We start from the raw sequence: 12,901 nt of genomic DNA, 5'->3' as shown, positions 1-12,901 counted from the left end.
TGCGGTTCGTGTTCCGCGATGCCGACCTGCACGGGCATCCCCCGGATGCCGTACGCGTGTGGCCCCGACCCGCGCCCCGCCCGATCGTCCCACTGCCGCGGTGGGGGTGACCATGGACCGGCCCCGCACCCCCGACCTGCCCGGAGACGCACTCGCCCGCGCCCTGCGCGACGTGCGCGCCGTCGTCTTCGACACCGACGGAGTGATCACCGACTCGGCCCGGGTGCACGCCGCCGCCTGGAAGGTGGCCTTCGACGGCTTCCTGCGCGCTCACCCGCCCGACGACCCCGGCCAACGCCGCCCCTTCGACGAGCGGGACGACTATCTTCGGCACGTGGACGGCAAGTCCCGCCTCGACGGAGCCGCGGCCTTCCTCACCGCGCGCGGCGTCGAGGCATCGGCCGAGACGGTGCGGTCCGTCGCCGAGGAGAAGGAGCGCCTCTTCACGCGGCGGCTGCGCGAGCAGGGCGTCGACGCCTACCCGGGGACCGTACGGCTGGTGAAGGCGCTGCGGGCGGCAGGAGTGCCCCGCGCGGCGGCCTCCGCGTCCCGGCACGCCGGAGAGCTGCTGAGCCGCGCCGGGGTGCGCGACCTGTTCGACGCCCTCGTGGACGGCGGTGAGGCGGCCCGGCTGGGCCTCGCGGGCAAACCGGAGCCGGATCTCTTCCTGGAGGCGGTCCGTCAGCTCGGCGTCCCCGCCGGCCGGGCCGCCGTGGTCGAGGACGCCCTGGCGGGTGTGGAGGCGGGCCGACGCGGCGGATTCGCCCTGGTGGTGGGAGTGGACCGGGCCGCCGGGGCGGACACCGGCGCGCGGCTGCTGCGGCACGGCGCCGACCTCGTCGTACACGACCTCGGAGAACTCTGCGCGGGAGGAGCGCCGACGTGACGGACCGGAGCCTGGAGGCCGAAGGGACCCGCCAGGGCTGGGAGGCCGAAGGGACGGAGCGTGGCCTGGCGATCGAAGCGACGCGCTGGAGCTGGGAGTACGAGGACTACAAGCCCGCCGACGAACGCCTCCGGGAGTCGCTGTGCACGCTCGGCAACGGCTACTTCGCCACCCGGGGAGCGCTTCCCGAGTGCGCCGCCGACGACGTCCACTATCCGGGGACGTATGTGGCCGGCATCTACAACCGGCTCACCTCCGAGGTCGCCGGCCGCCGGGTGGAGAACGAGGACATGGTCAACGTCCCGAACTGGCTGCCCCTGCGCTTCCGCTTCCCCGACGGGGAGTGGATCGTCCCCGACACCGCGAACGTGCTCGCCCACCGCCAGATGCTCCACCTGTCCGCAGGGCTGCTGGAGCGGCGGACGCGGTACGACCTCGGCGGCGACCGGACGCTGACGGTGCGTCAGCATCGGATGGTGCACATGGCCGACCCCCATCTGGCCGCGCTGCGCACCGAGTTCACAGTCGAGGGGTTCTCCGGCCCGCTCGAAGTGGAGGCGGCCCTGGACGGTGGTGTCACCAACTCCGGCGTGCCGCGCTACCGGGACCTCGACGGCCGTCATCTGACCCACGTCCACACCGGCACCGCCGCCCCGGACACGGTCTGGCTGCGCTGCCGCACCCGCACCTCCGACATCCGGATCGGCATCGCGTCCCGGCTGACCGCCGACGTGCCCGTCACGAACCACCATGAACGGCCTTACGCCATCCAGCGGTTGACGCTCGACCTGGCCCCCGGCCGCACCGTCACCGTCGACAAGACCGTGGCCCTGCACACCTCCCGTGACCCGGCCATCAGCGACCCACTGCACGCCGCCGTCGACCGGGTGGGCCGGGCCCCCGACTTCGACGCGCTGGTCGCGTCGCATCTCACCGCCTGGGAGCAGCTCTGGCGCCGCGCTGCGTTCGACGTGCCCGGCGAGTCGGGCCGCATTCTGCGGCTGCACCTCTTCCACGTCCTGCAGACCCTCTCCCCGCACACCGCCGACCTCGACGTCGGCGTCCCCGCCCGCGGACTGCACGGCGAGGCCTACCGCGGTCATGTCTTCTGGGACGAGCTGTTCGTCCTGCCCTACCTCAACCTGCACTTCCCGGAGGTCTCCCGCGCTCTGCTCCGCCACCGCCACCGACGCCTCGAACAGGCCTGCACCTCGGCCGGGGCGGCGGGGCACCGCGGCGCGATGTACCCCTGGCAGAGCGGCAGCGACGGGCGCGAGGAGACCCAGCAGCTCCATCTCAACCCGCGCTCGGGACGCTGGCTGCCCGACCACTCCCGGCTCCAGCACCACGTCGGCTCGGCGATCGCGTACAACGTGTGGCAGTACTGCGAGGCTAGCGGCGACATGGAGTTCCTGCACACCAAGGGCGCCGAGATGCTGTTGCAGATCGCCCGCTTCTGGGCGGACAAGGCCGTCTACGACGGGAGTCTGGACCGCTATCGCATCAAGGGCGTCGTAGGGCCCGACGAGTACCACGAGGCGTATCCGGACGCCGAGGCGCCCGGCCTGGACGACAACGCCTACACCAACCTCACCTCGGCCTGGGTGCTGGCCCGCACGTTGGAGCTGCTGGACACCCTCCCCGAGCCCCGCCGGCGGGAACTCGTCGAGCGCACCGGCCTGGACGGGGGCGAACTCGAACTGTGGGAGGAGGTCTCGCGGACCCTCCACGTCCCCTTCCACGACGGCGTCATCAGCCAGTTCGCGGGCTACGGCGATCTCGCCGAGCTCGACTGGAACGGCTACCGCGAGCAGTACGGCGACATCCGGCGGCTGGACCGGATCCTGGAGGCGGAGGGCGACACCGTCAACCGCTACAAGGCCTCCAAACAGGCCGACGTCCTGATGCTCGGCTACCTCTTCGCACCCGCCGAACTGGGCGGCCTGTTCCACCGGTTGGGGGTGCGGCTGGACGAGGACACCTGGCGGCGCACCGTCGACTACTACATGCACCGCACCAGCCACGGCTCCACCCTCAGCGGCCTGGTCCACGGCTGGGTGCTGGCCCGGTGCCGACGCAGCGAGGCGTGGGAGTTCTGCCAGGAGGCCCTGCAAGGAGACATCGCCGATGTGCAGGGCGGCACGACCAGCGAGGGCATCCACCTGGGCGCCATGGCCGGCACACTCGACCTCGTCCAGCGCGGGCTGACCGGTCTGGAGACCCGGGGCGGCGCCCTGTGGCTCGACCCCGTGCCCCTGCCCGAGCTGTCCTCCTACGGGTTCCCCCTGCGCTACCAGGGCCACTGGGGCGTACGGCTGCGGCTGGAGAGCGGGCTGCTGGAGATCGAGGTCCCCGCCTCCGACGCCTCACCCATCGACGTGCGGCTCCCGGGTCGCGGGGTGTCGCTGGAGCCGGGGCAGACAGGACGGCTGGTCCTCCACGACTGACCGGCTTGCCCTGCCCGGCTTGCCCTGCCCGGCTTGCCCTGCCCGGCTCGCCTCGCCCGGCTCGCCCCGCCCTGTCCGGCCCGGTGCGGAATACGACCGGCGGGGAGAGGCTGGGAGGACGACGGCCGACGGCCCGGCCCCGTCCGGCCCGACGCCGTCGTGGAGAGCCTGGTGGCCCCGGCGCGGGACGTCGTACGGCGCCCGCGGCCACCGCCCGGAAAGGGGAGCGCGATGGACGGCCCGGTTGTCGTGGGGGTGGACGGTTCGCCGTCGAGTCTGGCGGCCGTGGAGGTGGCGGCGCGCGAGGCCGGGCTGCACGGCGTGGGGCTGCGGCTGGTGCACGCCTTCGGCTGGCCGGCCGCGCACATACCGCACGGCGGTCGGCCCTGGGAGCCGAGCGGCGCCGGGCTGCGCGAACTGGTCGACGGCACGCTCGCCAAGGCCGAGCGGCGCGCCCACGAGACGGCGCCGGGCATCGAGATCATGCGCGAGATCGTTGTCGGCGAACCGGTGACCGTGCTGGAGATCGAGTCGCGCACCGCCTCCCTGGCCGTGGTCGGCAGCCGGGGCCACAGCCGGTTCGGTGCCCTGCTGCTCGGCTCCACCGCCGGCCATCTGGCCGCCCACGCAGCCTGCCCGGTGCTGGTGGTGCGCGGCAGGCCGGACCCGGCCGGGCCCGTTCTCCTCGCCGTCGACGGCTCGCCAGCGGCCCGGGGAGCCGTCGAGTTCGCCTTCGCCCGGGCTTCCCTGCACGGCACGGACCTGGTGGCGCTGCACGCCTGGAGCACCCGCACCGAGCGCGCCTACGACAGTCCCGCCGACCCGCCCTTCGTGACCTACGACGAGGAGCGGCTGCGCGACGAGGAGGAACGCGTGCTCGCCGAGGCGCTGGGCGGGCTGCGCGACCTGTATCCCGACGTCGCCGTGGACCGCAGGCTGGCGCGCGGCCGGGTGCGGCACACCCTCATCGAGGCCAGCGCCACCGCCCGGCTCGTCGTGGTGGGGGCGCGCGGGCGAGGCGGATTCGCCGGGCTGCTTCTGGGCTCGGTCAGTCAGGCCCTGCTCCACCACGCGCACTGCCCGGTCGCCGTCGTCAGGTCCGGGGCGGAGTGAGCGGGGAGTGATACCGGGGCGAGCGGCCTAGGGGGACTTTCGAAACACCCCCTAGGGCTGGTCAGAGGTTCGCCGCGTGGTCCGGGACGTAGTTCTGCAGATGGCGCGGCGGTCGTTCGTAGCCGGTCGCATCCGGCCGTTCGGGCAGGTCAAGGACGGGCGGGAGTACGTCCTGGTACGGCACGGAGCCCAGCAGGTGGGCGATCATGTTCACCCGGGCCCGGCGTTTGTCGTCGCTCTCGACGACGTACCAGGGCGCCTCGGTGATGTCGGTGTGGACCATCATCTGGTCCTTGGCCCGGGAGTACTCCTCCCAGCGGGTGATCGACTCCAGGTCCATGCGGGAGAGCTTCCAGCGGCGCAGGGGGTCCTCCAGCCGGCGCCGGAAGCGGTCCTGCTGTTCCTCGTCGCTCACCGAGAACCAGTACTTGCGCAGCAGGATCCCGTCCTCCACCAGCATCCGCTCGAAGAGGGGGCACTGACGCAGGAAGAGCTGGTACTCCTCCTTGGTGCAGAAGCCCATGACCTGCTCGACACCGGCCCGGTTGTACCAGCTGCGGTCGAACAGCACGATCTCCCCGGCGGCCGGCAGATGCTGGATGTACCGCTGGAAGTACCACTGGCTGCGCTCGCGTTCGGTCGGCTTGGGCAGGGCCGCGATCCGCGCGACGCGCGGGTTGAGGTGTTCCGTGACCCGCTTGATGGTGCCGCCCTTGCCCGCCGCGTCCCGCCCCTCGAAGATCACGACCAGCCGGGCGTCCTCCGCCCGCACCCACTCCTGCAATTTCGCCAACTCCATCTGCAGGCGCAGCAGTTCCTTCTCGTACGTCTTGCGCGGCAGCTTCTCCACCTTGTCGCCGGCCATACGGCCTCCCACAGCCGAGCTCGAACGCCAGAACAGCACCGTACTGACCGCCGGCGAGCAGCGCATCCCGTACGGCACGTGCACCTGCGGCCGTGGTCCGACGGGCAGGATGGGCTCATGGACGGTGTCGATCCACACATCCACGTCGAGCGGAGCGTGGCCCGCGACGACGCCCGCGTGCGCAATCTGCTGGCCGCCACCTTCGGCCTGGTCGGCGATCTGCCGCAGACCGTCGCCACCGGCTGTGGGCTGCGGGTTCCCTGCGCGATGACCTCGGCACGGCCGGAGAGCGTCACCTGCCTGGCCTGCGTTGAGCACGCCCGCGCGGAGCACATGCGCCTCGCCGAGGAGATCCTGCGGCTGGGCGTCATGCCCGGCTCCGCCGTCACCGGAGCCCAGGCGGGTCGGGTGGCGGAGCATCATCGCGACCTCGCGCGGAGGTTCGCCGCCGGGGCGTAGAGCCCCGACGGCGTATGAGGCACACCGCCCCGGACGGCGCCGGAGGTGTCAGGTGCCGCCGCTGCCGAAGGATCCGCTCCCGCCCTCGGTCCAGCGCGGCCGTTCCTGTGACGCGCTGGGCCGGGAGGGAATGTTGCCGTGGGCGGGCAGGTCGTGCGCGGTGAGCCGGTGGTCGCTCTTCGGTACCTCGGCGGGCTCCCGGTGCTCCCGGACCTCGTGGACCGGGCCCTCGTCGGGCAGCCTGGGCTGCTCTTCGGGGCGGGGCGGCCGCGGTTCCCGGCGCCTGATACGGCTGCCCAGGACGAAGGCGCCGATGAGCAGCGCCACGACGACCACACCGGCGACGAGCAGCCCGGCGGCGAGCGCGCCCCGTGCTGCGGCGATGTCCATCCAAGTGGTGTCCATGGACGCGCGAGTACCCCTGGCCCCGCGCATGAACCGTTCCTCCTGATCGGTCGGCACGCAGGAGAACGCGGGGTTTGGTGCCGGCGGCTCCGGCTACCCGCCTCGTGTGACATCGACAACGTCCCAGCAAGAGCTCGTCCAGTTCCTGGAGGACCGCTTCGCCTGCGCCCAGGCCTGCACCGACTGCGCCCGTGCCTGTGCCCTGCGTGCGAGCCTCGTGGATCCGGACGGGACCGAGGAACAGGAACTCGTGCGACGCAAGGGCATCCTGTGCGCCGAGGTGTGCGACGCGACGTGCCGTGCGCTGAGCGAGCAGGGCCACATGGACGAGGGCACCGAGAGCGCCCTCCGCATCCAGCTGGAGTGGACCCGCACGGTCTGCCTGGAGTGCGCACATGTCTTCGACAAGCACCCGGGCGCCGAGGACGCCGCCAAGGCCTGCCGCGACTGCGCACGGGCGTGCACGGACTTCATGGCCACGCTCGACTGAGCCGCGTTCGACTGATCGGCGTTCGACTGAGCGGCGTTCGGCAGAGCCACGCTCGGCTGAGCGGCGGTCGATCGAGGGGTACCCGTCAGGCCGGCGGCCGTCCTCGCTCGCTCCTCGCCATTCCCAATTTCTGGAACACGTTCTACGGTGTGCGCCGTCAGGACCGGCCTTGGGGAGCCTGGAGGCGCCGTGCATCTCGAATACACGCCCGAGCAGCAGCGGCTGCGCACCGAACTGCGCGACTACTTCGCCGAGTTGATGCCGGACCTCGCCGAGACCCGATTCACCGACCACACCGCCCAGAAGCGCTACTACCGCACGACGATCCGGCGGCTCGGCGCGGACGGCTGGCTCGGCGTGGGCTGGCCCAAGGAGTACGGCGGACGCGGCCTGACCACGATCGAACAGTTCATCTTCTTCGACGAGGCCGCCCAGGCGGGCGTACCGCTGCCACTGATGGCACTCAACACGGTCGGCCCGACGATCATGCAGTACGGCACGGAGGAACAGAAGGCGTACTTCCTGCCGAAGATCCTCTCCGGCGAGATCGACTTCGCGATCGGCTACAGCGAACCCGACGCGGGCACGGACCTCGCGTCCCTGAAGACGCGCGCCGTGCGGGACGGTGACGAGTACGTCGTCAACGGGCAGAAGATCTGGACGACCAACGGCGACACCGCCGACTGGGTCTGGCTGGCCGTCCGCACCGACCCCGACGCCCCGCCGCACAAGGGCATCACCATGCTCCTCGTCCCGACCACCGAGCCGGGCTACTCGTGCACCCTGATCAACACGCTCGCCTCGCACGACACCACGGCCAGCTACTACGAGAACATCCGCGTCCCCGTCTCCCGCCGCGTCGGCGAGGAGAACCAGGGCTGGCGCCTGATCACCAACCAGCTCAACCACGAGCGCGTCACCCTCGCCGCCCACGGGACCATGGCCATCCGCGCCCTGCACGACGTCCAGCGCTGGGCCATGGAGACCAAGCTCGCCGACGGCCGCCGGGTGATCGACCTCCCCTGGGTCCGCCGCCGCCTCGCCCAGACCCACACCAAGCTCGACGCCCTCAAGCTCCTGAACTGGAAGATGGTGAGCGCCGTGCAGGAGGGCACGCTCACCCCGCAGGACGCCTCAGCCGTGAAGGTCTACGGCTCCGAGGCGCGCCGCGACGCATACGCCTGGCTGATGGAGATCGTCGCCGCACCAGGGACGCTGAAGGAGGGCTCGGCGGGCGCGGTGCTCCACGGCGAGCTGGAGCGCGGCTACCGCTCCGCCGTCATCTTCACCTTCGGCGGCGGCAACAACGAGATCCAGCGGGAGATCATCTCCTGGATCGGGCTGGGGATGCCGAGGGTACGGCGTTAGCCTGCGGGCATGGGCGATCCCGGGCTGTTCACCCCTAACTCCGTCACCTGGCAGATGCACGGCGACCCCATGATGTGGGTCGCCGGTATCCGCGCGCTCTACCTCCAGGCCCTGCACCCGCGCGCCGTACGCGGTGTCATGCAGAACTCCGACTTCCGGCGCGACGCCTGGGGCCGGCTGCTGCGCACCGCGAACTTCGTCGGCACCATCACCTACGGCACCACCGAGGCCGCCGAGAAGGCGGGCGCCCGCGTGCGGAAGATCCACAGCATGCTGGGCGCCACCGACCCGGAGACGGGGGAGCGGTACGGCGTCGACGAGCCCGAACTGCTGCTGTGGGTGCACTGCGCCGAGATCGACTCCTACCTCCAGGTCGCGCGCCGCTCCGGCTTCCGCCTCACCGACGCGCAGGCCGACCGCTACATCGGCGAACACCGGGTCGGCGCCCGCCTGGTGGGCCTGGACCCCGACGCCGTACCGGCGAACCAGGACGAGATGGCGGCGTACTTCGACAAGGTGCGCCCCGAGCTCGCGTGCGGACCCGAGGCACGCGCGGTGGACGACTTCCTGCTCCGCCCGCCGACGCACCCCCTTCTCGTCCCGGCGCGCGAGGTGCTGTGGCGGCGCGTGGCACACGTGGCGTACGCCGCCCTGCCGCCGTACGCCCACGAGCTGTACGGCAGACCGGCCCCGAAACCCGCCACCGTCACCCGCCAGTTGCGCGCCACGGGCACCTTGCTGCGCTGCGTTCCCGCACGTCTGCGCTGGCAACTCCCGCCCAAACACATCCTGCGCGCCATGGCCCGGCTCGGTCCGGGCTCGCGCCCGGCACCGTACAAAGACGGACGATAGGTCGCCATACTGGACGAGCCGGGGGAGGCGGGCGGACCACAACGGGGGGCGAGCGCGGGAAATGGGGGACAGCAGGCTGATCCAGGGCCGGTACCGGCTGCTCGATCTGATCGGACGCGGCGGTATGGGCGAGGTGTGGCGTGCGCGCGACGAGTCGCTGGGCCGGCATGTCGCCGTGAAATGCCTCAAGCCGCTCGGACCGCACCACGACCACTCCTTCACCCGTGTCCTGCGGGAGCGGTTCCGCCGCGAGGCCCGGGTGGCCGCGGCGCTCCAGCACCGGGGCGTGACCGTCGTCCATGACTTCGGGGAGTCCGACGGGATCCTGTTCCTGGTCATGGAGCTGCTGGAGGGCCGCAACCTCAGCCAGCTCCTGGAGGACAACAAGCACCATCCGCTGCCCGTCCCGGACGTCGTCGAGATCGCCGACCAGGTCTCCGCCGCCCTCGCCTACACCCATCAACAGGGCATCGTGCACCGCGACCTGAAGCCCGCGAACATCATGCGGCTCGCCGACGGCACGGTGAAGATCTGCGACTTCGGCATAGCCCGCCTCGCCCATGACATCGGCTTCACCTCCCGACTGACCGGCACCGGCATCGCGATGGGCACCCCGCACTACATGTCGCCGGAGCAGATCGGCGGGGACGAGGTGGACCAGCGCAGCGACCTGTACTCGCTGGGCTGCGTGCTGTACGAGATCGCCACCGGGGTACCGCCGTTCGACCTCGACGACCCCTGGGCCATCCTCGTCGGCCACCGGGACACCCCGCCCCGGCCGCCGCGCAGCCACCGCGCCGAGCTGCCCGAGTACTTCGAGAAGGTCATCCTCGACCTGCTGGCCAAGCGTCCCGAGGAACGCCCGCACGACGGGCGTGAGTTGGGCCGCCGCATCAGTCTGGGCCGTACGACACCGGCGTACGTGCCGACCGTGGTGACCCCGCAGCCGGACCTCGGGCCCCCGGCGCCCGTGGCCCGCGCGGCCCGTCTGCCGTCCTGGACCCGTGGCATGACCACCGGCCACAAGGCCACCGGCGCCGGCCTGCGCACCACACCGCCGGACGCCGCGGCCGGCCTCACCGGCGAGTGGATCCCCCGGCCGACCACCGGCCGGCCCGAGGAGACCGCCGTACCCGGCGAACCGCCCGCCCCGTCCGCCGCGACGCTGACCGCACTGGCCGGACGGCACAACGCCGGGCTGAGCCTGGGCCGGCTGGGCCGCTGGACGGAGGCGGGCGAGGTGCACCGCGCCGTCGTCGCCGAACGCGAACACCTCCTCGGCCCCGACCACCCCGACACCCTCGCCAGCCGCTACGAGCTCGCCTTCACCCTCAGCCGCACCGGCCGCGCCGCCGACGCCCTGCGCGAGTACAAACACGTCGCCCGCGCCCGCAGCCTGGCCCTCGGCCCCGACCATCCGGACACGCTCGCCGCCCGACAGGAAATGGCTTACGTCCTCGGCCAGTTGGGCCGTCACTTCGACGCGCACCAGGTCTACACGTCCGTCCTGACGGCACGAGAGCGCGCGATGGGCGCCGACCACCCCGACACCCTGCGCTGCCGCCACAACCTCGCCTTCAACCTCAGCAGACTCGGCCGCCTGGAGGAGTCCTACCGGATGGCCGGCGAGGTCGCCGACGCCCGCGCCCGCGTCCTCGGCGCCCACCACCCCGACACCCTGGTCACCCGCTACGAAGTCGCCTACGCGCTGGGCCAGTTGGGCCGCTGGACCGAGGCCCTGCAGACCTATCGCGAGGTGGCCGACGCCCGCGCCCAGGCCCTCGGCCCCGACCACCCCGACACCCTCGCCGCCCGCTACGAGGTCGGCATCAGCCTCGGCCGCCTCGGCCGCAGCGCGGAGGCGCTCCAGCTCTACCGCGACCTGATCGACGACCGCACCCGCGTCCACGGCCCCGCCCACCCCGAGACCCTCCGCGCCCGGCACGGCCTCGGCGTCAACCTCGGCCGCCTCGGCCGCTGGGAGGAGGCCCTCGCCGAATCCCGCGACGTGAGCGCGATCCGTGAGCGCGTGCTGGGCCCCGACCACCCGGACACCCTGGTCAGCCGGCGCGAGGTCGCCGTGAGCCTCGGCTGGCTGGGCCGCTGGCCGGACGCGCTCATCGAGTACCGCAGGGTGGCCACCGCCCGCGAACGCGTCCTCGGCGCCGACCACCCCGACACCCTCGCCAGCCGCAACGACGAGGCCCACTGCCTCGAACAGCTCGGGCGGGGCGCGGAGGCGGTCGAGCTGTACCGGAGGGTGGCGGTGCTGCGGCAGAAGCGGGCGTCCGGAGGCCAGTGAGGGCCATGGGCGTCGGTATGGTCCGTGGCCGCCCCGGCGCGTCCCCCCTATGGCCGACCTAGATCATCACGTGTTACGAAGAACCATGCCAGCACACGAGGGACACCCGGTACACCGTACGTACGACGCCGTCATCGTCGGCGGAGGCCACAACGGCCTGGTCGCCGCCGCCTACCTGGCCCGGGCCGGACGGTCCGTGCTGGTGCTGGAGCGGCTGGACCACACCGGGGGCGCCGCCGTGTCCACGCGCCCGTTCGCGGGCGTCGACGCCCGGCTCTCCCGCTACTCGTACCTGGTCAGCCTGCTGCCGAAGAAGATCGTCCGGGACCTGGGACTGGACTTCCGGGTCCGCACCCGCGACGTCTCCTCCTACACGCCCGTGGAACGCGCCGGACGGCCGACCGGACTCCTGGTGGGCCGCGGTGAACGGCGCACCCGGGAGGCCTTCGAACGGCTGACCGGCGGCGAACGCGAGTACGCGGCCTGGCAGCGCTTCTACGACATGACCGGCGAGGTCGCCAAGCGGGTGTTCCCGACGCTCACCGAGCCCCTGCCCAGCCGCGCGGAACTACGCGACCGGGTGGACGACGAGGAGGCCTGGCGGACCCTCTTCGAGGAGCCGATCGGCGTCGCCATCGAGGACCGCTTCACGGACGACCTGGTGCGGGGCGTGGTCCTGACGGACGCCCTGATCGGCACGTTCGCCGACGCCCATGACACGTCGCTCAAGCAGAACCGTTGCTTCCTCTACCACGTGATCGGCGGCGGCACCGGCGCCTGGGACGTCCCCGTCGGCGGTATGGGCGCCCTCACCGACGCCCTGGCCACGGCCGCGCGTGAGGCGGGCGCGGACATCGTCACCGGGCACGAGGCGGTACGGATCGACACGGACGGCCGTACCGCGGAGATCACCTACCGGACGGCCGACGGCGAGGGCGCCGTCGCCGCCCGTCACGTCCTGGTGAACGCCTCCCCGCAGGAGCTGGCCGCCCTCACCGGCGACATGCCCCCTGCCCCCGCCGAGGGCGCCCAGCTCAAGGTGAACATGCTGCTCAAGCGTTTGCCGCGGCTGCGCGACACCTCCGTCGACCCGCGCGAGGCCTTCGCCGGCACCTTCCACATCGCCGAGGGCTACGGCCAACTGGCCACCGCCCACGCCCAGGCCGCCGCCGGCGAACTCCCCGGCGCGCCCCCGTCCGAGATCTACTGCCACTCGCTGACCGACCCGACGATCCTCGGCCCCGACCTCGTCGCCCAGGGCTACCAGACCCTCACCCTGTTCGGCCTGCACACTCCGGCGAGGCTTTTCGCACCGGACAACGACGCCGTACGCGACGAACTGCTCAAGTCGACACTCGCCCAACTGGACGCCCACCTCGCCGAGCCGATCGCCGACTGCCTGGCGACGGACGCGGAGGGGCGGCCGTGCATCGAGGCGAAGACCCCACTGGACCTGGAGCGCGACCTGCGCCTCCCCGGCGGCAACATCTTCCACCGCGACCTGGCCTGGCCCTACGCCCAGGAGGACACCGGCCGCTGGGGCGTGGAGACCCGCCACGCGAACGTGCTGCTGTGCGGGGCGGGTGCGGTGCGCGGGGGAGGGGTGAGCGGAGTGCCGGGGCACAACGCGGCGATGGCGGTGCTGGAGCAGTCCGGCGAGTGACGGGCGGTTCGGGCGTCGGGTTCGTGGGGCGAGCCTTCGGCCCCGGCCGAG

Annotated in this window: 11 protein-coding genes; 9 read left to right on the top strand and 2 right to left on the bottom strand. The window is 72.4% G+C overall.

Annotated features, from left to right (window positions below):
- Positions 1 to 112 precede the first annotated feature (112 nt).
- From ABIE67_RS04740 to ABIE67_RS04730, 3 genes are all read left to right on the top strand, one after another.
- Positions 113 to 886 carry an HAD family hydrolase gene (locus tag ABIE67_RS04740; protein WP_370268210.1) on the top strand — a complete coding sequence of 258 codons (774 nt, stop codon included), beginning with the start codon at positions 113 to 115 and terminating at the stop codon, positions 884 to 886.
- Positions 887 to 957: 71 nt separating this feature from the next.
- Entirely contained in the window at positions 958 to 3,333 is a 2,376-nt protein-coding gene (locus tag ABIE67_RS04735) for a glycoside hydrolase family 65 protein (RefSeq protein WP_370268206.1), read from the top strand.
- A 231-nt stretch (positions 3,334 to 3,564) separates the two neighbouring features.
- Complete coding sequence (locus ABIE67_RS04730; RefSeq protein WP_370253558.1) at positions 3,565 to 4,446, top strand: universal stress protein; 882 nt, start codon at positions 3,565 to 3,567, stop codon at positions 4,444 to 4,446.
- 61 nt (positions 4,447 to 4,507) lie between these two features.
- Here ABIE67_RS04730 and ppk2 read toward each other — a convergent pair whose 3' ends face one another.
- Positions 4,508 to 5,311 carry a polyphosphate kinase 2 gene (ppk2, locus tag ABIE67_RS04725; protein WP_370253556.1) on the bottom strand — a complete coding sequence of 268 codons (804 nt, stop codon included), beginning with the start codon at positions 5,309 to 5,311 and terminating at the stop codon, positions 4,508 to 4,510.
- Positions 5,312 to 5,428: 117 nt separating this feature from the next.
- Between ppk2 and ABIE67_RS04720 the strand changes: the two genes are divergently transcribed.
- Positions 5,429 to 5,770, top strand: coding sequence for a hypothetical protein (locus ABIE67_RS04720; protein WP_370253554.1), 342 nt, complete (start codon positions 5,429 to 5,431; stop codon positions 5,768 to 5,770).
- 48 nt (positions 5,771 to 5,818) lie between these two features.
- Here ABIE67_RS04720 and ABIE67_RS04715 read toward each other — a convergent pair whose 3' ends face one another.
- Positions 5,819 to 6,175: a DUF6479 family protein gene (locus ABIE67_RS04715; protein ID WP_370253552.1), complete on the bottom strand. Its 357-nt coding sequence runs from the start codon at positions 6,173 to 6,175 to the stop codon at positions 5,819 to 5,821.
- A 106-nt stretch (positions 6,176 to 6,281) separates the two neighbouring features.
- Between ABIE67_RS04715 and ABIE67_RS04710 the strand changes: the two genes are divergently transcribed.
- The 5 genes from ABIE67_RS04710 to ABIE67_RS04690 all read left to right on the top strand — a co-directional run bounded on the left by ABIE67_RS04710 (position 6,282) and on the right by ABIE67_RS04690 (position 12,850).
- Complete coding sequence (locus ABIE67_RS04710) at positions 6,282 to 6,665, top strand: ferredoxin (protein ID WP_370253550.1); 384 nt, start codon at positions 6,282 to 6,284, stop codon at positions 6,663 to 6,665.
- A 189-nt stretch (positions 6,666 to 6,854) separates the two neighbouring features.
- Positions 6,855 to 8,033, top strand: a complete 1,179-nt coding sequence (locus tag ABIE67_RS04705; RefSeq protein WP_370253548.1) for an acyl-CoA dehydrogenase family protein — start codon at positions 6,855 to 6,857, stop codon at positions 8,031 to 8,033.
- Positions 8,034 to 8,042: 9 nt separating this feature from the next.
- The gene (locus ABIE67_RS04700) at positions 8,043 to 8,885 is read left to right on the top strand and encodes an oxygenase MpaB family protein (RefSeq protein WP_370253546.1); all 843 of its coding nucleotides are present in this window, start codon (positions 8,043 to 8,045) and stop codon (positions 8,883 to 8,885) included.
- 61 nt (positions 8,886 to 8,946) lie between these two features.
- A complete protein-coding gene (locus tag ABIE67_RS04695) occupies positions 8,947 to 11,187 on the top strand; it encodes a tetratricopeptide repeat protein (RefSeq protein WP_370253544.1) in 2,241 nt (746 codons plus the stop codon).
- A gap of 85 nt (positions 11,188 to 11,272) precedes the next feature.
- A complete protein-coding gene (locus tag ABIE67_RS04690) occupies positions 11,273 to 12,850 on the top strand; it encodes a phytoene desaturase family protein (protein WP_370253542.1) in 1,578 nt (525 codons plus the stop codon).
- Positions 12,851 to 12,901: the final 51 nt, after the last annotated feature.

This window comes from Streptomyces sp. V4I8, assembly GCF_041261225.1.
Lineage (GTDB): Bacteria > Actinomycetota > Actinomycetes > Streptomycetales > Streptomycetaceae > Streptomyces.
Note: the sequence above shows the minus strand (reverse complement) of the source record. Positions and strands in the feature narration are given on the sequence as shown.

What these genes read in the sequence shown, in the direction of transcription:
- ABIE67_RS04695 (WP_370253544.1), top strand. Translation starts at nt 8,947, where the DNA reads ATGGGGGACAGCAGGCTGATCCAGGGCCGGTACCGGCTGCTCGATCTG.
- ABIE67_RS04690 (WP_370253542.1), top strand. Translation starts at nt 11,273, where the DNA reads ATGCCAGCACACGAGGGACACCCGGTACACCGTACGTACGACGCCGTC.
- ABIE67_RS04740 (WP_370268210.1), top strand. Translation starts at nt 113, where the DNA reads ATGGACCGGCCCCGCACCCCCGACCTGCCCGGAGACGCACTCGCCCGC.
- ABIE67_RS04700 (WP_370253546.1), top strand. Translation starts at nt 8,043, where the DNA reads ATGGGCGATCCCGGGCTGTTCACCCCTAACTCCGTCACCTGGCAGATG.
- ppk2 (WP_370253556.1), bottom strand. Translation starts at nt 5,311, where the DNA reads ATGGCCGGCGACAAGGTGGAGAAGCTGCCGCGCAAGACGTACGAGAAG.
- ABIE67_RS04715 (WP_370253552.1), bottom strand. Translation starts at nt 6,175, where the DNA reads ATGGACACCACTTGGATGGACATCGCCGCAGCACGGGGCGCGCTCGCC.
- ABIE67_RS04720 (WP_370253554.1), top strand. Translation starts at nt 5,429, where the DNA reads ATGGACGGTGTCGATCCACACATCCACGTCGAGCGGAGCGTGGCCCGC.
- ABIE67_RS04730 (WP_370253558.1), top strand. Translation starts at nt 3,565, where the DNA reads ATGGACGGCCCGGTTGTCGTGGGGGTGGACGGTTCGCCGTCGAGTCTG.